27 protein-coding genes are annotated in these 26,916 nt (G+C 41.6%); 26 read left to right on the forward strand and 1 reads right to left on the reverse strand.

The features are described 5' to 3' along the window. Positions 1–218 precede the first annotated feature (218 nt). The 14 genes from H148_RS0112580 to H148_RS0112645 all read left to right on the forward strand — a co-directional run bounded on the left by H148_RS0112580 (position 219) and on the right by H148_RS0112645 (position 13,296). Positions 219–1,523, forward strand: a complete 1,305-nt coding sequence (locus H148_RS0112580) for an O-acetylhomoserine aminocarboxypropyltransferase/cysteine synthase family protein (protein ID WP_029035119.1) — start codon at positions 219–221, stop codon at positions 1,521–1,523. A 52-nt stretch (positions 1,524–1,575) separates the two neighbouring features. Continuing rightward, positions 1,576–2,589 carry an alpha/beta fold hydrolase gene (locus tag H148_RS0112585; RefSeq protein WP_037325313.1) on the forward strand — a complete coding sequence of 338 codons (1,014 nt, stop codon included), beginning with the start codon at positions 1,576–1,578 and terminating at the stop codon, positions 2,587–2,589. Continuing rightward, positions 2,552–3,625: a homoserine dehydrogenase family protein gene (locus H148_RS0112590; protein WP_029035121.1), complete on the forward strand. Its 1,074-nt coding sequence runs from the start codon at positions 2,552–2,554 to the stop codon at positions 3,623–3,625. Before H148_RS0112585 ends, H148_RS0112590 begins: the two co-directional genes overlap by 38 nt. A 5-nt stretch (positions 3,626–3,630) precedes the next feature. Then, entirely contained in the window at positions 3,631–4,794 is a 1,164-nt protein-coding gene (locus H148_RS0112595) for a trans-sulfuration enzyme family protein (protein WP_037325218.1), read from the forward strand. Positions 4,795–4,880: 86 nt separating this feature from the next. Continuing rightward, on the forward strand, positions 4,881–5,309 hold the full coding sequence (locus H148_RS0112600; protein ID WP_029035123.1) for an RrF2 family transcriptional regulator: 429 nt from the start codon (positions 4,881–4,883) through the stop codon (positions 5,307–5,309). Positions 5,310–5,419: 110 nt separating this feature from the next. Further along, positions 5,420–5,671, forward strand: coding sequence for a DUF2061 domain-containing protein (locus H148_RS0112605; protein ID WP_029035124.1), 252 nt, complete (start codon positions 5,420–5,422; stop codon positions 5,669–5,671). A 2-nt stretch (positions 5,672–5,673) separates the two neighbouring features. After that, on the forward strand, positions 5,674–6,303 hold the full coding sequence (locus tag H148_RS0112610) for a phosphoadenosine phosphosulfate reductase domain-containing protein (protein WP_029035125.1): 630 nt from the start codon (positions 5,674–5,676) through the stop codon (positions 6,301–6,303). Between the two features lie 29 nt (positions 6,304–6,332). Then, positions 6,333–8,426 (forward strand): HEPN domain-containing protein, encoded by a 2,094-nt coding sequence (locus H148_RS0112615; protein ID WP_029035126.1) that lies wholly within the window; start codon positions 6,333–6,335, stop codon positions 8,424–8,426. Continuing rightward, positions 8,392–9,204, forward strand: a complete 813-nt coding sequence (gene cobA, locus H148_RS0112620) for a uroporphyrinogen-III C-methyltransferase (protein ID WP_029035127.1) — start codon at positions 8,392–8,394, stop codon at positions 9,202–9,204. Before H148_RS0112615 ends, cobA begins: the two co-directional genes overlap by 35 nt. Positions 9,205–9,215: 11 nt before the next feature. Further along, complete coding sequence (locus H148_RS0112625) at positions 9,216–9,809, forward strand: precorrin-2 dehydrogenase/sirohydrochlorin ferrochelatase family protein (RefSeq protein ID WP_029035128.1); 594 nt, start codon at positions 9,216–9,218, stop codon at positions 9,807–9,809. Then, positions 9,802–10,863 (forward strand): NAD(P)/FAD-dependent oxidoreductase, encoded by a 1,062-nt coding sequence (locus H148_RS0112630; protein WP_029035129.1) that lies wholly within the window; start codon positions 9,802–9,804, stop codon positions 10,861–10,863. The genes H148_RS0112625 and H148_RS0112630 overlap by 8 nt, the downstream gene beginning before the upstream one ends. 129 nt (positions 10,864–10,992) lie before the next feature. Further along, a complete protein-coding gene (locus tag H148_RS0112635) occupies positions 10,993–11,418 on the forward strand; it encodes an OsmC family protein (protein WP_029035130.1) in 426 nt (141 codons plus the stop codon). Positions 11,419–11,437: 19 nt separating this feature from the next. Next, complete coding sequence (locus tag H148_RS0112640) at positions 11,438–12,529, forward strand: acyloxyacyl hydrolase (protein WP_029035131.1); 1,092 nt, start codon at positions 11,438–11,440, stop codon at positions 12,527–12,529. Beyond that, a complete protein-coding gene (locus H148_RS0112645; protein WP_029035132.1) occupies positions 12,526–13,296 on the forward strand; it encodes a head GIN domain-containing protein in 771 nt (256 codons plus the stop codon). Before H148_RS0112640 ends, H148_RS0112645 begins: the two co-directional genes overlap by 4 nt. Before the next feature lie 188 nt (positions 13,297–13,484). Here the strand turns inward: H148_RS0112645 and gldA are convergent, their stop codons facing one another. Then, positions 13,485–14,384 carry a gliding motility-associated ABC transporter ATP-binding subunit GldA gene (gene gldA, locus H148_RS0112650; protein WP_029035133.1) on the reverse strand — a complete coding sequence of 300 codons (900 nt, stop codon included), beginning with the start codon at positions 14,382–14,384 and terminating at the stop codon, positions 13,485–13,487. A 301-nt stretch (positions 14,385–14,685) separates the two neighbouring features. On the opposite strand from gldA, the gene H148_RS0112655 reads away from it, so the two are divergent. The 12 genes from H148_RS0112655 (at position 14,686) to rlmN (ending at position 26,854) form a co-directional block, all read left to right on the forward strand. Beyond that, entirely contained in the window at positions 14,686–15,513 is an 828-nt protein-coding gene (locus H148_RS0112655) for a prephenate dehydratase (RefSeq protein ID WP_029035134.1), read from the forward strand. Continuing rightward, positions 15,510–16,658, forward strand: a complete 1,149-nt coding sequence (locus tag H148_RS0112660; protein WP_029035135.1) for a pyridoxal phosphate-dependent aminotransferase — start codon at positions 15,510–15,512, stop codon at positions 16,656–16,658. Before H148_RS0112655 ends, H148_RS0112660 begins: the two co-directional genes overlap by 4 nt. Then, positions 16,655–17,503 carry a prephenate dehydrogenase gene (locus tag H148_RS0112665; protein ID WP_029035136.1) on the forward strand — a complete coding sequence of 283 codons (849 nt, stop codon included), beginning with the start codon at positions 16,655–16,657 and terminating at the stop codon, positions 17,501–17,503. The genes H148_RS0112660 and H148_RS0112665 overlap by 4 nt, the downstream gene beginning before the upstream one ends. 7 nt (positions 17,504–17,510) lie before the next feature. Then, positions 17,511–18,599: a bifunctional 3-deoxy-7-phosphoheptulonate synthase/chorismate mutase type II gene (locus tag H148_RS0112670; protein WP_029035137.1), complete on the forward strand. Its 1,089-nt coding sequence runs from the start codon at positions 17,511–17,513 to the stop codon at positions 18,597–18,599. Positions 18,600–18,837: 238 nt separating this feature from the next. Next, positions 18,838–19,794 (forward strand): ribosome small subunit-dependent GTPase A, encoded by a 957-nt coding sequence (rsgA, locus tag H148_RS0112675; protein ID WP_029035138.1) that lies wholly within the window; start codon positions 18,838–18,840, stop codon positions 19,792–19,794. Beyond that, the gene (dtd, locus tag H148_RS0112680; protein ID WP_029035139.1) at positions 19,791–20,243 is read left to right on the forward strand and encodes a D-aminoacyl-tRNA deacylase; all 453 of its coding nucleotides are present in this window, start codon (positions 19,791–19,793) and stop codon (positions 20,241–20,243) included. The genes rsgA and dtd overlap by 4 nt, the downstream gene beginning before the upstream one ends. A 42-nt stretch (positions 20,244–20,285) precedes the next feature. Next, positions 20,286–22,205, forward strand: coding sequence for a DUF3857 domain-containing protein (locus H148_RS17865; RefSeq protein ID WP_037325219.1), 1,920 nt, complete (start codon positions 20,286–20,288; stop codon positions 22,203–22,205). Positions 22,206–22,338: 133 nt separating this feature from the next. Beyond that, positions 22,339–22,665: a nucleotide pyrophosphohydrolase gene (locus H148_RS0112690; RefSeq protein WP_029035140.1), complete on the forward strand. Its 327-nt coding sequence runs from the start codon at positions 22,339–22,341 to the stop codon at positions 22,663–22,665. A 1-nt stretch (position 22,666) separates the two neighbouring features. Next, the gene (locus H148_RS0112695) at positions 22,667–22,927 is read left to right on the forward strand and encodes a hypothetical protein (protein ID WP_029035141.1); all 261 of its coding nucleotides are present in this window, start codon (positions 22,667–22,669) and stop codon (positions 22,925–22,927) included. A gap of 3 nt (positions 22,928–22,930) precedes the next feature. Further along, positions 22,931–24,163 (forward strand): 3-phosphoshikimate 1-carboxyvinyltransferase, encoded by a 1,233-nt coding sequence (aroA, locus tag H148_RS0112700; protein WP_029035142.1) that lies wholly within the window; start codon positions 22,931–22,933, stop codon positions 24,161–24,163. 124 nt (positions 24,164–24,287) lie between these two features. Further along, complete coding sequence (gene queA, locus H148_RS0112705) at positions 24,288–25,343, forward strand: tRNA preQ1(34) S-adenosylmethionine ribosyltransferase-isomerase QueA (protein WP_029035143.1); 1,056 nt, start codon at positions 24,288–24,290, stop codon at positions 25,341–25,343. 455 nt (positions 25,344–25,798) lie between these two features. After that, positions 25,799–26,854, forward strand: a complete 1,056-nt coding sequence (rlmN, locus tag H148_RS0112710; protein ID WP_029035144.1) for a dual-specificity RNA methyltransferase RlmN — start codon at positions 25,799–25,801, stop codon at positions 26,852–26,854. Positions 26,855–26,916 lie beyond the last annotated feature (62 nt).

Consider the following 26,916-nt stretch of genomic DNA (forward strand, 5'->3'; position numbering starts at 1 on the left):
CCTGATGGGATCTTTTCTCCCGAAAGAAAATGGGCTGTCGAAATAACAAAAAAACCGCAACGGATCACATGCAACGTGAAACAATATCGAATGCCACCTCGAGCGGAGTCGAGAGGTCTTGAACAACAAAGAATAAATAATAAACAACATCCGATTAACCTTTAACAATTAACAAATAACAAATAACCATTAACCTTTATTCCTTAAACATTAGAAAAATGAGTACACCACAAAAATTTTCGACCAATGCCTTACATGCAGGGCACGATGTAATTGCCAACGGAGGAACAAGAGCAGTTCCCATTTATCAAACGACCTCTTACGTTTTTAAAGATTCAGATCAGGCTGCCAATCTTTTTTCACTGGCAGAGCCAGGGTTCATTTACACCCGACTTAATAATCCTACTAACGACATACTGGAACAAAGACTTGCGGCCCTCGAAGGTGGAATCGCAGCTGTAGTAACTGCATCGGGTACGGCGGCTATCAGCACCACCTTGCTTACCCTGCTCAAGTCTGGAGATCATATCGTCGCTTCAAGCAGCCTTTACGGCGGAACTTATAATTTATTAAGTGTCACTTTGCCAAGGCTCGGGATTACCACCACTTTTGTTGATCCTTCTAATGCGCAGAATTTTACTGATGCTGTAAAAGAGAATACTCGCGCTGTATTTGTAGAATCCCTCGGAAACCCTAAACTCGATGTGCTCGACCTGCAAGCTATTTCAAAAGTGGCTAAAGAGCATAAAGTGCCATTCATTGTCGATAATACTGTAGCCACTTCTGCACTGGTCAAACCAATTGACCATGGAGCAGATCTCGTGATCCATTCCCTTACAAAATATATCGGCGGTAACGGGACTTCCCTTGGAGGAGTCATTATTGATGCAGGGAAATTTGACTGGGCCAATGGTAAATTTCCGGAATTTACAGAACCGTCTGCCGGATATCACGGCTTAATTTACCATGAAGCTTTGAAAGAAGCCGCATTTATCGCAAAAGTAAGGATCGAAGGTCTTCGTGACCTTGGTGCCGCATTAAGTCCTTTTAATGCCTTTCAGATTATTCAGGGATTGGAAACTTTGGAAATAAGGATCAAAAAACATAGCGAAAATGCTTTAGCCCTGGCTAAATGGCTGAAGCAAAAAGAGGAAGTGAGTTGGGTGAATTATCCGGGATTAGAGAGCAGCGATTATTACGAACTTGCTCAAAAGTATCTTCCAAAAGGGCAAAGTGGAGTAGTAACTTTTGGAGTCAAAGGTGGATATGAAGCAGCAAAAGTTCTGGTAGATGAAACTAAGCTTTTCTCACTCCTTGCTAACATTGGAGATACTAAATCCTTAATTATTCATCCATCAAGTACCACACATCAACAATTAAATGATGAACAGCAGGAATCAACAGGAGTGACAAAAGATCTCGTAAGGCTTTCTGTAGGATTGGAGGATCTCGAAGATCTAAAAGCCGATCTTGAACAGGCTTTAACAAAGATTTCTTCCGGTAAACAAACTAAAACTGCATAAATTGGGCTTCGGAAAGGTGGAGAATTTCTGCCGTTCGGTTTAAATGATAGATATGCTACAGGAAATAATTCTACCGGATTTTGAGAATTCTGCCGGAACCCGGCAAAAAATCCATGTATTTTTTCGCTTTTTTGGAAGGGAAGTTGGGACCGCACCTGTGGTTCTGGTGAATCATGCCTTAACTGGGAATGCCGAGGTTACGGGAAATAACGGCTGGTGGAAGGAACTAATAGGGCCTGAAAAATGTATAGATACCAATAGGTTTACCATACTTGCCATCAATATGCCGGGCAATGGAGCCGGAGGAGGTAACGAATACCTGCTGCATAACTACAGGGACTTTATTCTGGATGATGTTGCCCGAATTTTTTCTGTTGTCCTGGAGAAGCTGGAGATCAACAGCCTGTTTGCCGCCATTGGAGGATCTATAGGTGGAGCTTTGGCCTGGCACCTGGCGGCGCTAAAACCAGATCTTATCCAAAACCTGATCCCAATCGCGACAGATCTTAAGGCGACCGACTGGGTGCTGGGGCAGTGTAAAGTGCAGGATCAGATCCTTAATAATTCGGAAGATCCCATTCACGATGCCCGTATGCATGCAATGACTTTTTATCGCACTCCGGCATCTTTTTCAGCAAAATTCCGCAGAAAAAAAAATGAACTCAATTTTGAGTTTGAAGTGGCCAACTGGCTTAGTTACCATGGCAGGAAACTGGAAAGTCGCTTTGAACTTCCTGCCTATAAATTGATGAACCACCTGCTTACTACCATAGATATTTCTGGCGGGAGCGGGGAACCTTCAGCTGCAGCACAAAAGATCAGCGGGAATATATTTCTGGTAGGAGTTGACAGTGACCTGTTCTTTCTTCCGGAGGAGATAAAGGAAACTTACCGGGAGCTTTCCGAAGTAAAAGAGAACGTGAGTTACCATGAAATTAAATCCATCCATGGCCATGATGCCTTTCTCATTGAATATGAGCAACTGTCACAAATTTTAGAACCCATTTTTAATAAGGATACTACACGAAATGAAAAAAATAAATATAGTTCTCTTTGGAACCGGTAATGTGGGGAGCAAGTTGGTGAACCAAATTCTGCAGGCGAGGGAAAGACTGCGGCAAGAAGAAGAACTGGAGATCAATTTGCCTGTTATTGCAAATTCTTCAACCGCCTTCTTCCAAAAGGAAAATCAACAACCTTCATGGGAAGCCGACCTTAAGAACTTTGGATTTCCATATAAATTGGAGGATATTCTGGAATATGTTCAGAAGCAGGGTTATGAGAACCTCGTTGCTGTAGATGCTACAGCCAGTGAAGAGTTTGTAGATAATTACCTAAGCCTTGTCCGGGCCGGTTTTCATATTGTCGCAGCCAATAAAGTGGCCAATACTCTTTCTTCTCAATTTTATTCTGAACTGCGCGCAACGCTACAGGAACACTATAAATTTTTCCTCTATGAAACCAATGTTGGCGCAGGTTTACCGATTATAGAAACACTGCGGAATTTTCATCGCGCCAATGAACGTGTGACACGGGTACGAGGTGTTTTCTCAGGCTCCCTTAGTTACATTTTTAATACCTTTTGTGAGGAAGAAAAGGCTTTTTCTGAAGTCCTTACTGAAGCCACAGAAAAAGGTTTTACCGAACCCGATCCCCGGGTGGATCTTTCGGGGAAAGATGTCGCGAGAAAATTGTTGATCCTGGGAAGGGAACTTGGTTTGCAAAAGGAATTTGAAGAAATAACAATTCAGGATCTGGTGCCGTCGCACCTCAATGGGCACTCCACTTTACAGAATTTTCAGAAAAATAAAAAAGACCTGGATCCTGTTTTTCTCAAGTTAAAGAAGGAATTAAAAGAAAATGAGGTGATAAGGCATGTGGGCGAGCTGGATCTTCAAACAGGGGTTTTAGATGTTAAACTGGTGAAAGAAACACGAACTTCTCCTCTTGGAAGTCTTAAAAATGCCGATTCTTCTTTTGAGATTTTTACTGAGTCTTATGGAGATCAACCTGTGGTAATACAGGGTGCGGGGGCAGGAGCAGCAGTAACGGCACGCGGAGTGGTTTCGGATATTCTTCAGCTTGCAGATAAAATTAAATAAATAGTATGTCAAAGATTGAAACAATAGCCATAAGAACACAACTGGAGAGAACCCAGTATCAGGAACATTCCACACCATTATTTCTAACCTCAAGTTATGTGTTTGAGGATGCTGAAGAAATGAGAGCTGCTTTTTCTGAAGAAAAAGAACGAAATATTTACAGCAGATTCAGCAATCCAAATACTTCAGAATTTATTGAGAAAATTGCTATTATGGAAGGGGCTGAGGCAGGTTTCGCTTTTGCCACGGGGATGTCGGCTGTGTATTCAACTCTGGCTACGCTCCTTAACAGTGGTGATCATATTGTGTCGGCAAGATCTGTGTTTGGATCCACCCATAGTCTTTTTACAAAATACTTTCCGAAGTGGAATATTTCACATACCTATTTCAATGTCAACGAAGAGGATAAAATTGAAAGCCTTATAAAACCGGAGACGAAGATCCTTTTTGCAGAGTCGCCTACAAATCCCGGAGTTGATATTCTGGATCTTGAGAACCTGGGGAGAATTGCAAAAAAGCATAATCTCCTGCTCATTATAGATAATTGCTTCGCCACGCCTTATCTTCAGAATCCTATAAAATTTGGAGCAGACCTGGTGATACATTCGGCGACCAAGTTGATCGATGGACAAGGCAGAGTCTTGGGTGGAGTAACGGTGGGACGGGAAGATCTAATACGGGAGATCTACCTTTTCTCCCGAAACACCGGGCCCGCTTTATCCCCTTTTAATGCCTGGATCCTTTCGAAGAGTCTCGAAACCCTGCCGGTGAGACTGGACCGACATTGTGAAAATGCGCTAAAAATAGCTGAACTTCTTGAAAAGGAAACAAATGCTGAAAATACAAAATATCCATTTTTGAAATCTCATCCAAAGTACGAGGTGGCGAAAAAACAAATGAAGCTGGGGGGAAATATAATATCATTTGAAATTAAGGGAGGACTGGAGGCCGGCAGAAAGTTTATCGACAACCTGCAATTGTGCTCCAGATCTGCCAATCTTGGTGACACCCGAACTATTGTTACTCACCCGGCGTCAACAACCCATGGTAGATTAACGGAAGAAGAAAGACTTGAAGCAGGAATTAAACCGGGGCTGGTAAGAATTTCCGTAGGGCTGGAAAATGTAGAGGATATCTTTTCCGATTTAAAAAGAGCTTTAAATACCTAAGTATGATTGAGATAAATGTAGGGGCGCAATAAACCCGGAGACCTAACTAGAGGCGTAGAATTAAGATAAATAGTTATCTTCGTCCTATGCTCTCAAAGAAGACGAAATACGGTATTAAAGCGCTTACCTACATTGCAAGGCAACCCTCAAAGAAGCCTGTACAGACCGCAGAAATTGCAGAGAACGAGAATATTTCCCATAAATTTTTGGAAAGTATTATGGTGCAACTTAGAAAATCGGGGTTTTTAGGTGCCAAAAAGGGTAAAGGTGGAGGTTATTATCTGATCAAGGATCCGGCTGAGATTCGCATGACGGCAGTGATAAGAATTCTGGAGGGGCCTATTGCAATGGTTCCCTGTGTGAGTCTTAACTACTACGAGAAATGCGATGATTGTAAGGACGAAGAAACCTGCTCGGTACACCAGCTAATGATCCAGGTAAGAGATAGTACTCTTAAGGTGCTGGGGAACAATACACTGGCAGATATAACAAAAGACAAAGAGGAAGGAAGTTAATTAAATTTTAAAAAAGGCGGTGGAGAAGCCGATTTAAAATTTATTTAAGTTACTTTTATTTTTTAATAACCTACTATTCCGATAGGTTAATAGTATTTAAATTTCAGATTATGATATTAGATCAGCTTTATACTAAAAACCGCGAAAAGAAGAAGGAAATTTCTGAAAGACCGGTTCGAAGTGTAGCTAAGGCAATAAGCTGGAGAATAATCGGAACCCTGGATACCATATTAGTATCCTGGTTCCTGACGGGTGAGCTCAAGACGGCGCTCGCAATAGGCACAGTAGAGGTTATCACGAAAATGCTGCTCTACTTTGGACACGAACGAATTTGGAACAGGATCAATTTTGGAAAAGAATAGTTATGAAAAAGTTTACACAAGACGAGCTTGAAAATTTTAACAGGCATTTGCAGGGAATTCCACCTGCAGAAGTTATACAATGGGTGATTGATAATTGTAACCGGCCGGTGGTGACTACCAACTTTCGTCCTTATGAGGCTGCGATCCTGCACGCCTGTGCAGATATCCTGCCAACCATAAAAGTAATATGGTGCGATACAGGCTATAATACGCCGCAGACGTACAGACACGCCAAAGAAGTTATTGATAAGCTGCATCTAAATGTTAAGTTGTACATGCCTTTGCAAACAGCAGCCCACCGGGATGCCCTTTTTGGCGGAATTCCTCAGGTCGATCATCCCGATCATATTGAATTCACACAGCAGGTTAAGCTGGAACCTTTTCAGCGGGCAATGGGGGAACAGGATCCCGATGTTTGGTTCACCAATCTTCGTAAAGGACAAACTGCCTTCAGGGACAGTATTGGCATCCTGAGTTACAGCAAGGACGGAATTTTGAAGGTAAGCCCATTTTACCACTGGAGTGATGAAAAACTCGATAATTACCTGGCAGCACATAGCCTGCCCAACGAATTTAAATATTTTGATCCTACCAAAGTGCTGACAAACCGGGAATGTGGTTTACACGCCTAATCTCTTACACAAATCATAAAAGACAGAAAATGGAAAGTTTTAGAACCGAAATAGAGAATCCCATTGTAGAACAGGACATTATAGATCTCGAAAAAAAGATCAGGTTGTTCAGGGAGGGAAAGGCAGATGAAGAGAAATTCAGAAGCCTTAGGCTGGCACGTGGGGTTTACGGTCAGCGGCAGGCCGGTGTACAAATGGTGCGGATAAAACTGCCTTTTGGAAAAGTGACTTCTCAGCAGTTGCACAGGATAGCAGATGTTTCAGATGAATATTCCACCGGAAGATTACATATTACCACAAGGCAAGATATACAGATACATCATGTGAGCCTGGACCGAACTCCTGAATTATGGGCACAACTCGAAAAGGATGACATCACGCTTCGGGAAGCCTGCGGGAACACGGTTCGAAATATTACCGCTTCACCAACTGCAGGAATCGATGTAAATGAACCATTTGATGTTTCGCCTTATGCACATGCAGCTTTTCAATTCTTCCTGCGGAATCCTATTTGCCAGGAAATGGGGAGAAAATTCAAGATCTCATTTTCAGCTTCAGAAGAAGATACTGCACTAAGCTATATTCATGACCTCGGATTCATTGCTAAACTAAAAGACGGAAAACGCGGCTTTAAAGTCATGCTTGGCGGAGGACTTGGTTCGCAGCCGCGACATGCCGATGAACTGTTTGACTTTTTAGAGGCTGAAAAAATAATTCCGCTCATAGAAGGAGTTTTAAGAGTATTCGATCGGCATGGTGAGCGTTCAAAAAGGATGAAGGCGAGGATGAAATATCTTATTAAAGATATAGGCAAGGAAGCTTTTATGGAGCTTGTCCAGGAACAACAGACCGCTATTTCCAATGGAGCTGTGAATTTTGACTTTGAAGCTTTTAAAGAGGAACCAACCCTTTCTCAGGTAAAAATTCCGCCGGTAGTTATTGAGGATACTAAGACATTCGAAGAATGGGAAAGCACCAATGTCACGGCTCAAAAACAGAATGGATTATACGCTGTTGGAGTGAGAGTTCCGCTGGGAGATTTTTACACAGGTGCTGCCAGAAAGCTGGCCGATCTTATTAGAGATTATGCTGGTAATGAATTGAGATTTACTCTTAGACAGGATATTCTCATCCGTCACGTACGGGAGGATCTGCTGCCATTTTTCTACACGACATTAAATGAAATGGGGCTGGCTGAGGCAGGATATAATAAAACTGTTGATATCACCGCCTGCCCCGGAACCGATACTTGTAACCTCGGAATCGCCAGCAGCACGGGAATAGCAGATGTGCTGGAAGATGTGCTTAAAGAGGAATATCCGCAATTGGTCAATGGCCGCGATATAACGATCAAGATCAGTGGATGTATGAATGCCTGCGGGCAACACAACATGGCTGAAATTGGTTTCCAGGGAATGTCAATTAAAGTTGGAAAAGCAGTAGCACCGGCTCTTCAGGTATTACTCGGAGGAGGAACCCTTGGAAACGGAGAAGGTCGGTTTGCAGATAAAGTAGCTAAAGTTCCCAGCAAAAGGGGACCACAGGCGCTGCGATTGTTGCTGAACGATTTTGAAGCAAATTCAATTGCAGACGAGAAATTTATCCATTACTACGACAGGCAGGGGAAGACTTATTTTTATGACCTGCTTAAAGAACTTTCCGATACCAGCACAATAACTGAAGAAGACTTTGTCGACTGGGGACATACACAACCTTACATCAAAGCAGTTGGAGTGGGGGAATGTGCCGGAGTGGTGATCGATCTTATCGCAACCCTGCTTTTTGAAAGCGAGGAAAAAATAGACAATGCAAAAAGTGCTTTCGAAAGAAAAGTATGGTCAGACAGTATTTACCATTCCTATACATCTCTTGTGAATTCCGCAAAGGCTTTGCTTTTGGCAGAGAATCAGTCTACTAATACCCAGGCAGGAATTATAGGACAATTTGATGAGCTGTTTGTCGAAACCGGAAAAATTTCTCTGTCAACTACATTTAAAGATTTTGTGTATCAAATGAACGAGCACGAACCGACAGAAGAATTTGCTAAAAAGTATTTAGAAGACTCGCAGCTATTTCTTAAGCGGGTAGATGCCTATAGAACAAAGGAGGTGCAAAGTGTTTAATCAACCAAAACTTAGTGTGGTCGGAGCTGGGCCGGGAGATCCTGAATTGATAACAATTAAAGCTGTCAATACCTTGAAAGCGGCTAATGTAGTGTTGTATGATGCCCTTATCAACAGGGAATTATTGGACTACGCACCGCAGGCAGAACATATTTTCGTGGGGAAACGTAAAGACAAACATCGCTATTCCCAGGACGAGATAAATGAATTGATCGTAAAGTATGCCCGCCAACGCGGACACGTGGTGCGGCTAAAGGGTGGTGATCCTTTTATCTTTGGACGTGGTTCTGAAGAAATTGATTATGCCAGGAGTAAAGGGTTAGAAACTACAGTTGTTTCAGGAATAACATCTTCAATTTCGGTGCCTGCCAATGTGGGGATTCCGTTGACAAAAAGAGGGATTTCTGAAAGCTTTTGGGTGATCACAGGTACTACTACTCAGCGGAAACTTTCAGAAGACGTGCGGCTGGCGGCACAATCTACCGCAACCGTTGTGATTTTGATGGGAATGGGAAAACTGAATGAGATCGTAGATATTTTCAGTCACTATGGAAAAGAAGATACTCCTGTGGGGATCATCCAGAATGGTACAACCGTAAACGAAAGATCAGGGTTTGGCCGCATCCGGAATATCGAAAAAGTGGTTTCCGAAAAAGGGCTTACATCTCCTGCAATTATTGTCATTGGAGAAGTGGTAAACGAAAGGCCAAAATTACAGGCTGTTTTTGCACACGTGATTCAAGAGAATAATTATTTTAATTCCCCCATTGGGGGCTAGGGGGCTGGAGAATGGAAGAAAGAAACGAACTATATCCTGTTTTTTTAAAAGTCAACAAATTAAATATTCTTATCATCGGCGGCGGAAATGTAGGTCATGAAAAACTTCATTTTTTACTGAAGTCAAGTCCTAATGCCAATGTTGAAGTAGTCGCAAAATGGTTTCTACCGGAGACTGAAGAACTGGCCAAAAAACATGGTTTGAAGATCACCAAAAGCAGGTATAAAAAGAAACAGCTTAAAAAACGGCATGTGGTTATTGCAGCTACAAACGATGAAAAGCTAAATAAAAGAATATATAGCCACGCTAAAAAAAGGTATTTACTCGCAAACATTGCAGACACGCCAGAGCTGTGTGATTTTTATATGGGCGGCATTGTCAACAAAGGACATGTAAAGATCGCAATATCTACCAACGGGAAATCACCAACAACAGCAAAGCGACTGCGGCAGTTTTTTGAAGAGGTAATACCCGAAAATATCAACCAGATGGTTGAAAATTTAAATGAATACCGCTCGACCATTAAAGGGGATTTTGATGAGAAAGTGAACCAGATGAATAAAATAACCGAATCCTTAAAAGCAAAAAGAGAAAGTAATGATTAAGACAGACATCCTCATAATAGGAGCCGGACCAACCGGATTGTTCACCGTATTCGAAGCGGGACTTTTAAAGCTAAAGACACATTTAATAGATGCTTTGCCGCAGCCGGGAGGGCAGTGTTCAGAAATATATCCAAAGAAACCCATTTATGATATTCCTGCTTTTCCCGAAATTCTTGCGGGAGATCTGGTAAATAACTTAATGGAGCAGATCAAACCCTTTAATCCCGGATTCACTCTCGGGGAACGGGCCGAGACTATTGAGAGATTAGAAGACGATAGTTTTGTGGTGACCACTAACAAAGGAACCCGACATAATGCTCCGGTAGTAGCGATTGCGGGAGGTTTAGGTTCTTTCGAACCTCGAAAGCCACCTATTTCCAACATTGCAGATTATGAGGAGAAAGGTGTGGAGTATTTTATAAAAGATCCTGAAGTTTATCGCAACAAGAAGGTTGTTATAGCCGGGGGAGGAGATTCAGCTTTGGATTGGGCAATTTTCCTGGCCGATGTAGCTGCTGAAGTTTCTCTCGTACATAGAAGAAATGAATTTCGAGGAGCGCTGGATTCTGTGGAGCGACTTTCTGAACTTGCCAAACTGGGTAAAGTAGAATTAATCACAAATGCTGAAGTAGTAGGACTCAAAGGAGAAAATGAACTGGAGCACGTAGTGATAAGGCATAATGATAAGGCCCGCGGGGAGGAGCTGAAAGTCACAGATCATTTTATTCCTCTTTTCGGACTTTCTCCAAAGTTAGGGCCTATTGGAAACTGGGGACTGGAAATAGAGAAAAATGCCATTAAGGTCGATAACTCTTACGATTACCAGACCAACATCCCCGGCATTTACGCAATTGGTGATGTCAACACCTATAAAGGAAAGCTGAAACTGATTCTTTCAGGATTTCATGAGGCGGCCATTATGTGTCAGAGCGCTTACCAGCGAATTAATCCAAACAAGAAGTATGTTCTAAAATATACCACTGTTGGCGGAGTAGAAGGATTTGACGGCACTAAAAAAGAAGCAAAGCGAGAAGTGGTACAGAGCATCGGCTAGAATTTCTGGGATATACTGTTTTTAATAAAATTGACCTCCCTTTCCTTCGGGAAGGGCGGGGGATGGATGATGATGTGATGGAAGGTTAAGGAATAGATTTTCCCTAACTTTGCGCAAATTCTATTTACAATGAAGATCCATCTTAAAAGGCTCAACGAAAATTATCATTTTGAAACTGTAAATGAGCGCGGCGATGTAGTGCATCTCGACAACAAGAGCGAGCCAAATCCACAGGGAGCAAGCCCTATGGAATTACTGCTTATGGGCATTGCAGGTTGCAGCAGTATTGACATTGTGATGATCCTGAAGAAGCAGCAACTGGAGATGACCAACCTTGAGATGGATGTTGAAGGTTTCCGTGTGGACGGAGCTGTTCCGAATGTTTTTAAAAGAATTCACCTTAAAATTGTCATAGACGGAGAAATTCCTGAAAACAAAGCCATTCGGGCGGTAGACCTATCCCTGGAGAAATATTGTTCGGTTGCAAAGATGCTTGAAAAAACAGCTGAAATTACTTCGGAAGTTATATTAAACGGTTCGCCGGTTAGAAAGTAATTCAGGTGTCATTTCCCCCATGAGACAATTTCTGCTTCTCCTTTTTCTTTGCCTTAGCATCCGGGGTTTTTCCCAGGAGAAGCATTATACTGTAGAGGCAAATTATTTCTACGGAAGCATCTGGGAGCACAATCCCAATATTTCTCATCTCATTACCGAACATCCCCATGGAATGTTGTTGCACTTCAACCGGAAGACCTATGGGGACCAACCCTGGGAGCGACGGTACAACTATCCCAACGTTGGTTTTTCGCTGTCCTACCAGGATTTCAAAAATGAGCATTTGGGAGAGAACTTTGGTGCTTATGCCCATCTCGGATTCTACATCTTAAACCGGCACCTTTTGCTGAAGGTAGGTCAGGGGCTGGCAGTAACTACAAATCCATATCATCCTGATGATAACTACCGTAACAATGCCTACGGCTCGCGGCTGCTGAGTTCCACGATCTTCACCGGGAATTTCCAGTTCGAAAACCTCATTGGGGGTGTCGGATTTCAAACCGGCCTCTCCCTTATCCATTACTCTAACGCCGATTTTAAATCTCCAAATAGCTCCACCAATACCATTGCCTGGAGTGCAGGACTTAATTACGATTTCAATCACGCCTCCCAAAGAGAGTTTATAGAAAAGGAACCAAAAATGCCATTTTCGGCACCCATACGATATAATCTTGTATTACGGGGTGGTGTGAATACTACAGGGGTCATAGGTTCGGAATCCTACCCTTTTCTCACTATTTCGGCTTACGCCGATAAATCTTTGAATCATAAAAGCACGTTGCATGCCGGAGCTGAACTTTTCCTGTCCAGGGCACTGGAAGAGTATATTTACTTTTATTCGGTCGCGTTTCCACTGGTCGGTACCACCGGAGATGAAGATGCAAAGCGGGTGGGAGTTTTTGTTGGGCATCAGCTTACTTTCAGGAAGCTTTCCTTTATAACACATCTGGGATATTATGCCTATTACCCTTATGATCATTATGTTGACCGTATCTATAACCGTATCGGTCTTCAAAGGGAAATTTATAAAGACCTTTTTGGTTCTGTAACTGTGAGATCACATGGTGCCAATGCCGAAGCAGTGGAATTTTCAATTGGATACAGGTTATGACAGCGCTACTAAAAAAATATCTGCTGATTTTCCCCTTTTTGAGCCTACTGCTGTTGTCAAGTTGCGACACTGAAGACGCGCCAGATTGTTTCCAGACTTCCGGAGAAATAGTCGAAAAAGAACTTCAGGTTGAACCATTTAATGAGCTTATTGTGTTTGAAGACATAGATCTTTTTATCGAACAAGGCACAGAATATAAGGTAGTGGTTAAGACCGGAGAAAATCTTTTAAATGAGATCTCTGCAGAAGTTATTGACGACCGACTTATTCTAAGGAACGATAGCGGTTGTAATTTTTTTCGTGAATATGATGTGACCAGCATTCATGTCACCGTGCCCAATCTCGTATGGATTCAAAATGCAGGAAACCGGGTTATTAATAGCGTTGGGGAATTGCATTTTAAAAACATCTGGCTGCGCAGTTTAAATCAGGAACGGGCAAAGGGAGTTTATACCGTAGGAGATTTTGATCTGCATCTGTTTTCAGAAAATGTTCGGGTGACAGGAGATGATTTTTCAAACTTCTTTCTCCGTGGGGAAACCGATTATCTGAACCTGTATATTGCTAACGGCGATGGAAGGGTGGAGGCGCAGGACCTGATTGCCGGCACGGTTGAAATTCAGCACCGGGGAACGAACAAGCTTATTGTGAATCCGCAGCAGGTTTTGAAAGGTGAGATAAGAAGTACTGGAGATGTTATTTCAGTAAACAGGCCGCCGGTGGTGGAGCTAGAGAGTTTCTATACCGGAAAGTTGTTTTTTAATTAATTTAACCCTTTCAGGGTTTGAAACCGTGGAAGGGTTGTGGGGAGAGGGATGATCAGAACCTAACCTGCAAGGTCTTTTTTTGACCTTGTAGGTTTGTCCTTAGGAGCCGAGAAATATTAATGAGTCCGTAAACGCTTTTATAAAAAGACCTAAAATGTTTTTAAAACCTTGCAGGTCAGCATTGGAATTTATTTCTTCAAAGTCAATTCTGAAAATAAATTCTGAAGATTTTTATTTTTCCTGTTCAGTTGCAGGGTTTTTAATCCGTTGTCGTGGGCAAAATCAAAGACGGTTGGCCGCATGTCTTTTTGAGTGTCAAATGTAAGCTCATAAACGAATCCGCCGGTATTTCTGGTGTTTATTAGATAGGGAAGTCGTTGAAGTGCAACTTCTTCAATTCGATAGTCGAATTCCACTTCAAGGATCTGCACCTGTTCATCGCGGAGTTCGGCAAGACGTTTATCGGCTACAATTCTGCCTTTGTTGATAATGATCACCCGCTCGCACAAAGCCTCAACTTCGCTCATAATATGAGTAGAGAGGAAAATAGTTTTTTCTTTTCCGGTTTGTTTAATTAATTCTCTAATCTCAACTAATTGATTGGGATCAAGACCGGTTGTCGGCTCATCGAGGATCAACACAGAGGGATCGTGCAGTAAGGCATTTGCAAGTCCTACCCGTTGCCGGTATCCTTTGGAAAGATGCTCGATCTTTTTATTGGCTTCGGGGGAAAGTCCCGTCTGAATAATTACTTCTTCAATTCGCTTTTTTGGGACCTTGTAAATAGCTGCATTGAATTCCAGATATTCACGCACATACATTTCGGTATAGAGGGAATTGTGTTCGGGCAGGTAGCCGGTACTTTTCTGCGCCTTCAGCATATCTTCAGTCAAAGGATATCCGTTTACAGTAGCTTCGCCAAAAGAAGGTTGCAGATAGCCGGTAAGGATCTTCATTAAAGTTGATTTTCCGGCGCCGTTTGGTCCAAGAAAACCTACAATTTCTCCTTTTTGTATAGAAAAAGAAACTTCATCGAGTGCTTTTTGTTCCCCGTAGTATTTTGAGATCTTATTTACCTGTATAGACATAACAGCTTTTTTTCAAAAGTAATTGAAGTTTTTTAAAAGGAAGAAGTTTTTAAGAAGGTAACTCAAGGAGTACTAAATCAGCGCAATCGTTCTCGTGATTTTTTCAGGAAAAAATATCGTTTTTTAAAAATATATGCTACATTAGCTTATTACAAAGATGAAAATGAACAATTTATTAATCTGGAACGCCTGGTATTATTTTTATTTCTATAGCAGAGATAGGATCGGGGGTGCCGTATAATTAAATAAAAATTATAACTGAAATCCCGATGTAAGCATCGGGATTTTTTTTGCTTTTAAAATGGAAGAAAAGATTGCCATACAGGGAATAAAAGGTTCTTTCCACCACCAGGTGGCTCAGGAATATTTTGGTAAAGAAGTTTTAGTTGATGAATGCCGGTCCTTCAAAGAAGTGGTTGACAGTTTGTTGACGAACCGGTCTATAAGTGCAGTAATGGCTTTAGAAAATTCTACAGCGGGTACTATACTTCCAAATTACGCCCTTATTGATGAGAACAATCTTCAGATAAAAGGGGAACATTATATTCCCATTTTTATGAATTTCATGGCCCTTTCCGGCCAAAAAATAGCTGATATAAAAAAGGTTTGTTCTCACCCCATGGCTCTTCTCCAGTGCCAGACATTTTTTAAGGATTATCCTCATTTGGAACTTATTGAAGACACAGATACTGCCGAAGTGGCAAAAAGGATAAGGGAGCAAAACCTGAAAGGAGTTGCAGCTATAGCAAGCAAGGCAGCGGCTAAATTTTATGACCTGGAGATCCTGGAGGAAGGTATTCAAACCATGAAGAGCAACTCCACCCGTTTCCTTGTGCTTTCTTCTAAAAATGCGGCTCCTGTGGTCAACGGGGCAAATAAAGCATCTCTTAAATTCGTACTTGAAAACAAAAAGGGAAGTTTAGTAAGTGTGCTGAATATTTTAAGGGATTTTGATCTTGATATGACTAAGATCCAAAGTGTTCCCGTGGTGGATGTTCCCTGGAAATATGCATTTTTTATAGATGTGCTGTTCCAGGATGAAGAGGAGTTACACAAAGTAACTGAGGTCCTGGGGGGATTAACCCAGGAATTAAAAGTATTAGGAATTTATAAAAGCGGCTTATTATGATAGCACAGGCCAGTAGATTGAACCATGTTGAGGAGTACTACTTTTCAACAAAATTAAGGGAAATAAGGGCACTCCAGGATTCCGGGCAGCCTATTATTAACCTGGGAGTTGGAAGCCCCGACCTGCCGCCCCCGCCGCAGGTGATGACGGCGCTTCACCAAGCGTTATTAAATCCGGGTGCTCATCAGTATCAGCCGTATCGTGGGACAACAGATTTTAGAAATGCAATTGGGGAATTCTACCAGAATTTTTATGGTGTCACACTAAATACTGAGACCGAGATACTTCCATTAATGGGCAGTAAGGAGGGGATCACTCATATTTCAATGGCTTTTTTAAATGAAGGTGATGAGGTTCTTATTCCCAATCCCGGATATCCTACCTATGCGGCGGTTAGCCGTTTAGTCGGAGCTACTTCTGTTCTTTATGACCTAAGTGAGGAAACGGGTTGGCTGCCCGATTTTAATGAGCTGGAGAAAAAGGACCTGAGCAAGGTGAAACTTATGTGGGTCAATTACCCCAACATGCCTACCGGTACCGTTGCAAAAAAAGACCTTTTTGAAAGACTTATCGCCTTCGGAAAGAAACACAGAATTCTCATAGTGAATGACAATCCCTACAGTCTTATCCTTAATGAAGAGCCGGAGAGTATCCTGAAATATTCCGACGAAACAGATGGAGTACTGGAGTTGAATTCCCTCAGTAAAAGCTTTAATATGTCTGGCTGGAGAATTGGGATGCTTTGCGGTAGTGAAAAGAACATTAACTCGGTACTTAAAGTGAAGACTAATATGGATAGCGGAATGTTCTTTCCGCTACAGGCTGGGGCCGCCATGGCGCTAAGGCTGCCGCAAAGCTGGTTTAGCGAGCAGAATAAGGTTTATTTAAGACGAAAAGAGGAAATCGTAAAACTGGCTACAGCTCTGGAATGTAATTTTACTGAAGATCAAACGGGGATGTTTTTGTGGTGTCGTGTGCCGCAGGGTACCACCTCAGACGGTTTTGTGGATCATCTTTTAAAAAGGTATCATATTTTTGCGGCCCCGGGATTCATTTTCGGAAGTCAGGGCGAAGGATACATCCGGTTTTCCCTATGTTCTACAGAAGAAAATATTTTAAAAGCCTGTAATCGATTGAAAGCATGAAATTTCACATTATAGGTATAGGTTTAATAGGAGGATCATTTGCGCTGGGAATAAGGAAGGCATTTCCGCACGTCGAGATCTCCGGAAGTGATGCAAGTGAAGATCATCTTCTGAAATCAAAAGAGCTTAAATTAATTGACAATTCGGCGGGGCTGGAGGATGTGGAGCAGGCAGATGTTGTAATCATAGCTGTTCCTGTTGATGTAGCAAAAAAGGTAGCCATTGAGGTGCTGGATCATGTAGGTGCGAACACTCTGGTTTTTGATGCAGGTTCAACCAAATCCGGACTATGTGAAGCTATCGCCGGACATCCAAACCGACGGAATTTTCTTGCAGCTCATCCTATTGCGGGTACAGAATTCTCTGGGCCTTCAGCAGCTATAGAAGATCTCTTCCACGACAAGACCAATATCATCTGTGAAGTAGAAAAAACAGCTTTTAAACTGCAGGAAAGAGCTCTGGAAATATTTCAGAAACTGGGAATGCGCATAAGGTACATGGACCCAAAGTCACACGATCGCCATATCGCCTACGTTTCCCACCTGTCGCATATCAGCTCCTTTATGCTGGGGAAAACAGTGCTTCAGAAAGAACAGAATGAAAAAGACATTTTTGACCTGGCTGGCAGCGGATTTGCTTCTACAGTTCGCCTTGCAAAAAGTTCACCCGCTATGTGGACCCCAATTTTTCAGCAAAATAAAAGCAATATCCTCGAAACCCTTGAGGAGTATATAAATAATCTTTCCGAATTCAAAAAGCTAATTGAGAATGATGACTTTCAGGAGGTCTTCCTGGAGATGGAAAGAACCAATCATATTAAAACGATTTTAAACGGAATAAACTGATCATATCATGGAAAACAAGAAAGAACTCAGAACCTGGTTAGATAATTTTGGGCTGGACCACCCACTTGTAATTGCGGGACCTTGCAGCGCAGAAACAGAAGAGCAGGTGCTAAAGATTGCCCACCAGTTGAAAGATACCGATGCGACTGTACTGAGAGCAGGAATCTGGAAACCCAGAACCCGCCCGGGAAATTTTGAGGGAGTTGGAGCTTTGGGTTTAAAGTGGCTACAAAGGGCAAAGGAAGAAACCGGAATGCTTACCACTACCGAGGTTGCGAACCCAAACCATGTTGACCTAGCGTTGAAACATGATGTCGATATTTTATGGATAGGTGCAAGAACCACGGTTTCACCGTTTATTATTCAGGAAATTGCAGATGCTCTTAAGGGCACAGATAAGGTGGTCCTGGTAAAAAATCCTGTAAATCCCGATCTTTCTTTATGGCTTGGAGCCGTCGAAAGACTCTACACATGTGATATAAAAAATCTTGGAGTTATTCACCGTGGATTCTCTACTTACGAAAAGACAAGGTACAGGAATAATCCCGAGTGGCAGATTCCAATCGATCTCCAGACAAAATTTCCCGATCTCCCATTAATTCTTGATCCGTCTCACATTGCCGGGAACAGGACTTCCATTTTTGACCTCTGCCAAACGGCCCTTGATCTCAATTATGACGGAATCATGGTGGAAACACACCACGATCCCGATAATGCCTGGAGTGATGCTGCACAGCAGATAACCCCTGCTACCCTGGTGCAATTCATGGAGGATCTCAAGATTAGAAAAGAGATTTCGGAAAGTGAGGAGTTCCAGACTAAACTGCAAAGCCTCAGGGCAATGATAGATATCGCCGACACACAAATTCTGGATGTGCTTTCCAGAAGGATGAAAATATCAGACGAGATAGGTAAGGCTAAAAAAGCACAGAACGTAGCAGTACTACAAAATCAGCGATGGAGCGAAATTTTAGATAAAATGACCAAGGTGGGGGAGCAGAATGGACTAAGTGAAGAATTCATTATGCGAATTTATAAAGCCATTCACCAGGAGTCTATTGACCACCAGGAGAAGGTAATGAAGTCTATAAAATAATTTTTATTGAGAACCCCAATATGGGGTTCTTGTTTTTTAAAGGTGTTCCAATATGGATCCTGCAGGGATTTCTCCTGTTGCGATCTCGGCTATACTTAAAATTATAAGGTATTGAATAAATAAATGTAATTTTGTTTTTATAGGCAAAAGTGAGGCAAAAGTGAGGCAAAAGTGAGGTAAAAGGGTTGGGTTGCCTAATAAGCTTAGACCCCTCAAAATTTTAGAAACAATCATATTTATGACAGGAACCGTTTACAAATCCACCGGAAGCTGGTACCAGGTAAAAGCAGATGACGGGCGGTTCTACCAATGCCGTATTAAAGGGAAATTCAGGATCAAAGATATTAAGAGCACCAATCCTGTGGCAGTGGGAGACCGGGTGGAATTTAAACTTGAAGATACTTTAGAAGAGGATCAAAATGGTGTGATCACTGGAATTAAGGAACGTGACAATTACATCATTCGGAAATCGGTAAATCTCTCCAAGCAAACTCATATTATTGCTTCCAATATTGATCAGGCTTTTTTACTTATAACTCTAAATAATCCAACAACTTTTACCACCTTTATTGATCGTTTCCTGATCACTGCAGAAGCTTACCACATTAAAGCAATTTTACTTTTTAATAAAATTGATACCCTGAAGGGAGAGGAGCTGGATGAAGTTAAATATCTTGCGGCCATGTACCGGGAAATTGGTTATCAATGCATCGGCATTTCAGCTAAAACCGGGAAGAATATTGAGCAGGTAAAAGAGCTCATGAAGGATAAGACGAGTATGATTTCAGGCCACAGCGGTACAGGAAAATCTACTTTAGTGAATGCAATCGAACCCAAATTAGATCTTAAAACTACCGAGATCTCTGAACAACACCGGCAGGGACAACATACCACAACATTTGCCGAAATGTTCGATCTTGATTTAGGAGCAAGGATCATTGACACTCCGGGTATAAAAGGCTTTGGGGTGGTAGATATTGAAAAAGAGGAATTGGGAGATTATTTTCCGGAATTCTTTGCCCGTAAACAGGATTGTAAATTTTACAATTGTCTGCACCTGGAGGAACCAAAATGTGCCGTTAAAGAAGCCTTGGAAGCCGGCAAGATCCCCTGGTCCCGCTACAAAAGTTATCTTCAGATATTAAAAGGCGAAGACGAGCAAAATTATCGATTTGATAATCATCAACCCGAATGAGAGCAGTAATTCAAAGGGTCTCTGAGGCAGCTGTAACCATAGAAGGTGTCAAAAATGCCAAAATAGGGAATGGTTTATTGATCCTGGTTGGGATAGATAATGATGATACTTTTGAAGATATCTCATGGCTTTCAAGGAAAATTGTGAACATGCGCCTTTTTAATGACAGCAATGGGGTAATGAATGATTCCCTCCTCGATGTAAAAGGAGATGCAATTGTAGTTAGCCAGTTTACCCTGCACGCGAGTACTAAGAAAGGGAACAGACCGAGTTATATAAAAGCTGCAAAGCCAGAGGTGGCAATTCCGCTTTACGAGGATTTCGTAAAGCAACTGGAGATCGATTTAGGTAAGAAAGTGGGTACCGGTCAATTTGGTGCAGATATGAAAGTTCAGCTTTTAAATGATGGTCCGGTAACAATAATTATTGATTCTAAAAATAAATGTTAAAAACAGTTAAAATTGCTATATTAGCCAACAATCTGTTTATCAATGTATCGCCATTTATTTTTTCTGTTTTTGTTGATCAATTCAACGGCAGTTTTCTCTCAAATCTCTCCCTACGCAAGTAACCTTATTGATCCCGCATTAACGGAAAACGCCAACGCAGTTGTCCGTGATGAAGTGGTAGAAATAACCGTCGAGGCAGTTGATAAAATGAAGATTTTTACCCGGAAGGTATTAACCATTTTAAATACCCAGGGAGACAGTTTTGCCTTTGCCGGAGATTTCTACAGCGATGAAATGAAGATTAAAGATCAAAGTCTTTTAATTCTGGACAAGAATGGAGCAGAAATTCAAAAATTTAAACAGAAACATTTTAAGGACCGCAGTGCTGTAAGTTCCGGAACACTTTACAGTGACGACAGGATAAGCTATGCAGAGTTTACCCCTCAGGATTATCCATACACGATGGTCTATGAAAGTGAGGTTATAAGCAACAATACAATTTTTGTGAAAGGTTGGGACCCTCTTAAAGGCTATTTAATAAGTACCGAAAGTTCAACTTATGTTCTGAATAATCCTGCTAATATCGAATTGCGCTACAAGGAGCGAAATCTTGATGGTCTCCATATAGAAAAGTCTTTTCCCGATAATGGCCTGGTTTACATATTAAAAAATCTTCCTGCCTACAAATCGGAACCGTTCAGTCCCTCTATGGAAGAATTTAATCCTGAACTGCGGGTAGCTTTAAAGGATTTTTCGCTGGTAGGAGTGAATGGAAGCAGCACTACCTGGCAGGACTTCGGAAAATGGCAATATGAAAACCTGTTGCAGGGAAGGAATAAGCTTCCTGAAACTACCGTAAATAAAATAACTCAGCTTACTTCCAAAGCAAAAACTGATGTAGAAAAGGCAAAGATCATATATGATTACGTTCAGAAGAATTCCAGGTACATAAGTGTGCAGTTGGGAATTGGGGGATGGGAGCCGGTGCCGGCTGCAGAAGTAGATCAGTTAAAATACGGGGATTGTAAGGGACTTACCAATTACACTAAAGCCCTGTTGGATTCTCAAAATATCCTCTCCCATTATGCAGTGGTTTTTGCAGGGGAAGAAAAGAAAAATATTGATCCCGATTTTACTTCCATGCAGGGAAATCATGTGATCCTGAACCTGCCGCAGGAGAATGGAGAAGACATTTGGCTGGAATGTACCAGTCAAACCAGTCCTTTTAATTATCTGGGAGATTTTACAGATGATCGTTTTGTCCTGTTGGTAAAGCCTGAAGGTGGTGAAATTGTACGCACTAAAAACTACAGCCTGGAAGAAAATATAAGAGAGACCTCTACTACCATAGAACTTAACGAAGATGGGAATTTTGAGGCTTCGGTAGTGCAAAAAAGCCGCGGAATTCCTTACGGAAACATCTACGTAATTACAACGGCAAAGGAAGATGATCAGATCCTGTTCTACAAGAAGAACTGGGGTCACTTAAAGAATCTGAATTTTCAAAAGCCGAAATTTATTAACGACAGGGAAAATCAGGAATTTACTGAAGTTCTTAAGTTCACCGGGGACAGGTATACTTCAAAAGCAGGAAATCGCCTGCTGCTGCCTCTCAGCTTTTTTATCCCAAGTTACTATTCACTTACCGGCAGTAGCAACAGGAAACTACCCTTACAAATAAGCAGGGGAAGACATGATGTTGATGTCTTTGAATTTGTCTTGCCGGCAGGATTTAAACAGGAAGCAATTCCTGAAGCAGTAAATATTGATGGAGATTTTGGAAGTTTTAAGATGGAGGTGCAGGTAATTGAAAAGAATGGTAGAGATGTCCTGATAGTAGAACGGGATTATGTGCTTAGGGACGGTGTTTGGCCTGCCGAATCTGTAGAGGATTTTAGAAAATTCATGAATATGATAAATGCTCTTGGCAACCAAAAAGCAGTTCTTGTAAAGAGTCTTTAAACCAACCGTTAGGTAAAAATTCATGAAAATGTCACCGTCTTTTTGCCTCAACAGTATTCTGCCCTAAAAGAATTTTGTGCTCAATTGGTGGAGAAACAATTAGAAGCTATAGTTTTGAAGAAAATTTGATAGTATGGATATTCAGGACGCTCAGGTAGCAGTAGATGATTGGATAAAGGAGCACGGGGTACGGTATTTCAATGAGCTCACAAACATGGCCCAGCTTACCGAAGAAGTAGGGGAAGTGGCCCGCATTATTGCCCGCAGATATGGAGAGCAAAGTGAGAAAGAAAGTGATAAGGCAAAAGATCTGGGAGAGGAGTTGGCCGACGTTGTTTTCGTCGTGCTTTGTTTGGCAAATCAAACCGGTATTAATCTTCAGGAGGCTTTTGACAAAAAGCTGAACCTAAAGACTCAGCGCGATAAGGATCGCCATAAAAATAACGAAAAGCTACAGTAAAATGCGCATTTTAGAAGACATTAAAAATCCCAATTACTGGGTAAGGGTATTACAGCTGGGAACTATATTCTTTGTAATATTTGTGGGGCTTTCCCTGATTATTTCCCATTTTAATCAAATAATTTCGGGGGAGTTTGCGGTAATTTATCAGGATGAATTCTCCAATGGAAAATGGATTGAATATTTTCTTGTTAAAGCTGCAATAAGTTTTGTTTACGCGATGTACATGACGAGCAGGCGTAAAAACTTCAAAAGAGAATAACCTATGCACGTGCAACTTTCTACCACGAGCCGGAACCTTGCCGGGAGTATCTCTGTCACCGGTTCTAAAAGTGAATCGAACCGGCTGTTGATCCTGCAGGCGCAATTTCCTGAAATTGAAATTCAAAACCTGTCCAATAGTGATGATACACGGGTACTGCAAAAGGCCCTGGCTTCTTCCGAAGAAGTAATTGATATTCACCATGCAGGTACTGCAATGCGTTTTTTAACTGCTTATCTTACAACTCGTGAAGGCCGGGAAGTGGTTCTTACGGGAAGTCAGCGTATGCAGGAGCGGCCCATTGCCATTCTAGTAGATGCTCTTAAAGAATTGGGAGCAGAAATTTCTTATGAAAACAAAGAAGGTTATCCACCTTTGCGCATCAAAGGCAAAAAGCTGCTGAAAAATGAGGTAAAGGTAAAAGCAAACATCAGCAGCCAGTATATTTCTGCTTTGATGTTGATGGCGCCCTCCTTGCCCGAAGGTTTGCATATCCACCTCGAAGGAAAAGTCACTTCTGTACCTTATATTTTAATGACCCTGCAGCTTCTGAAGCAGTGCGGGATCTCCGGAAGTTTTGAAAACAATAAAATTTCTATTGAGCCACAAAAATCGGTGCCAAAAACTGAAATAGTTGTAGAATCCGACTGGAGTTCGGCTTCTTATTTTTACAGCCTGGCAGCCCTGTCTGATTCTGCTGAAATATCTCTGACTTCCTATCGTGAAAACAGTCTGCAGGGCGATAGGAGCGTAGCAGATATTTACCAAAAATTAGGTGTAAAAACCACCTTTTTGGAAGGTGAGATAGGGCTGGAGAAAATGGAAGTACAACTTCCCAAAGTTCTGGAACTCGATCTCGCAAATAGCCCCGATCTTGCTCAGACAATTGCGGTCACCTGCTTCGGCCTGGGAATGGAAGCGCGGTTAACGGGATTACATACGCTAAGAATTAAAGAAACCGACAGGCTTCAGGCATTGAAGAACGAAATTGAGAAGCTTGGAGGCAAAGTTTCAATTACAGAAGATTCCCTTCAGCTTTCAGCTTCAAAAGAAATTAGATCCAATATTTCTATTGAAACTTATAATGATCACCGTATGGCGCTTGCCTTTGCTCCCCTGGCTTTAAAAGTTCCTCTGGAGATAAAGGATGCGGGCGTGGTGAGCAAATCATTTCCCGAGTTCTGGAAAGATTTGCAGCAGCTAAAATTTTCCGTAAAAGATTCGGCTAGAGATTAAAAAATAATCAGTAGAACCCATTGTGTGCCTTATAGAACCACACATTTCTTAAATAAACCGGCATTTACTTGACAACGCCTATCTCGCGGTCGTATATTTGCAGCTTCTTAAAAATCTATCTTATATGGGAATGAAATTATCGCACTTCAGTTTTGACCTTCCGGATGAACTATTGGCAGAGTACCCTTCAGAAAACAGGGATGAGGCTCGCCTCATGGTTTTAAACCGTAAGGACCAAACTATCGAGCACAAGCAGTTTAAGGATCTTATAGATTATTTTGAACCTCAGGATGTGATGGTATTGAACAATACCAAGGTTTTTCCGGCACGTCTTTTTGGGAATAAAGAAAAGACCGGTGCCCGAATTGAAGTGTTTTTGCTGAGAGAATTAAATGCTGAAACCCGTTTGTGGGATGTACTTGTTGATCCTGCAAGAAAAATAAGAATTGGAAATAAATTATATTTTGGCGAGGATGAAAGTCTTGTTGCCGAAGTTATTGATAACACGACTTCCCGCGGAAGAACCCTGCGTTTTCTTTATGACGGATCTTATGAAGAATTCCGTGATAAATTAACCGAACTGGGTGAAACTCCTCTTCCCAAATATATAAAAAGAGATGTTCAACCTGAAGATAAAGAGCGTTACCAAACGATTTATGCAAAATCTGAAGGTGCTGTGGCGGCTCCTACTGCCGGACTTCACTTTTCAAAGCATCTTTTAAAGAGACTTGAGATCAAAGGAATTGATTTTGCCGAGGTGACCCTGCATGTGGGATTGGGAACTTTTAGCCCGGTCGAGGTAGAAGATCTTTCTAAACACAAAATGGACAGCGAGGAAGCCTTTATTGAAAAACCTGCTGTAGATACTATTAACAAAGCTATTAGCGAAAAACGTAAAATTTGTGCAGTGGGAACTACTGTGATGCGTTCATTGGAAAGCTCTGTTTCTTCAAACAGAACTCTAAATGAATTCAGTGGCTGGACCAATAAATTCATCTTTCCACCTTATGATTTTAGTATTGCTAATTGTATGATCACCAATTTCCATACGCCTAAATCTACTTTATTAATGATGATTTCGGCCTTTGCCGGGCATGATTTTATGAAGAAGGCTTATGCTGAAGCGGTAAAAGAAAAATATAAATTCTACACTTACGGTGATGCGATGCTTATTCTGTAAGCACGCAGGATGCAGTTTTTAAGTAGGCAGTAAAGTAAATTTAAACCTCACGGATCATTCAGAACTGGGAGGTTTTTTTGTGCCTCGTGGTGAAATTCTATTTTTTATAATACTTCAATTGTTTTTGCCTCGACCTCTTCGTCATGCTGAACTTGATTCAGCATCTCTTTAAGATAGCAACCCGGCAGGACCCTGAAATAAGTTCAGGGTGAAGGGATATTTTTCATGCCATGCTGAACTTGTTTTCATTTGGATCTTTACGTCATGCTGAACTTGTTTCAGCATCTCTATTTGAACCTTTTCAGGGTTTGGAACCCTGTAAGGGTTGTAAGGGTTTAATTATTAAGAAAGGAAGCTAAATAACTGGTTTGTAATTTGCGGCTAACTTATTGATCCTCAAAAATGACATTTTAGAGAGGTATATAAAATCGCAATTACTTTAGTATTTTTGCAGCGTGAAAAACGGAAAGAAAGACATACGGGCATTGACCAAAGAACAGCTTCAGCAATTCTTTGTTTCTCAGGGAGATAAATCCTTCCGCGGAACTCAGGTATACGAGTGGCTGTGGGGAAAAGGAGCCCATTCTTTTGAAGATATGACCAACATTTCGAAGAATACCCGTCAAATGCTGAATGAAAATTTCGTGATCAATCACATACGGGTGGACGAGATGCAGCGAAGTAGTGACGGAACCATCAAAAATGCTGTCAAGCTGCATGATGACCTCACCGTGGAATCCGTTTTAATTCCTACAAAATCGCGAACTACAGCCTGTGTTTCTTCTCAGGTTGGATGCAGTCTCGATTGTAAGTTCTGTGCTACTGCAAAGCTGAAGCGAATGCGTAATCTCAATCCCGATGAGATCTACGATCAGGTAGTCGCTATTGACAATGAGAGCCGGTTGTACTTTGATAAGCCGCTGTCCAATATTGTTTTTATGGGAATGGGAGAGCCGCTCATGAATTACAATAATGTTCTTAAGGCAATTGAAATGATCACTTCTCCTGAAGGTTTAAATATGTCCCCAAAGCGTATTACCGTTTCGACTTCAGGAGTGCCAAAAATGATAAAAAAGATGGCCGATGAGGAGGTGAAATTCAAGCTTGCTGTTTCATTACATTCAGCCATTGATGAAGTCCGTACATCAATAATGCCTTTCAACGCGACCTTCCCGTTGGAAGATTTAAGAGAAGCCCTGGAATATTGGTATGCAAAGACAAAGAGCCGAATCACCTACGAATATGTAGTATGGAAGGGAATTAATGACTGTAAAAAAGACATTGATGCTTTGGTAAGGTTCTGTAAATACGTTCCCTGTAAGGTTAACCTGATAGAATATAATGATATAGGTGATGAAACCTTCCGGCAGGCTCCTTCAGAAACTACAGACATGTACGTAAGGGAACTGGAACGCAACGGAATTACCTGTACAGTCCGCCGGTCACGCGGAAAAGATATTGATGCAGCCTGTGGACAACTTGCGAACAAATCTAAAGAAGTTCCCACCTAAAGTGGCAAAAAAGGCATTTTTTGAAGAGGTTAAAAATTTAATCTTTTAACTATCTTAGCAGC

The sequence above is a fragment of the Salinimicrobium terrae DSM 17865 genome, from assembly GCF_000424665.1.
Lineage (GTDB): Bacteria > Bacteroidota > Bacteroidia > Flavobacteriales > Flavobacteriaceae > Salinimicrobium > Salinimicrobium terrae.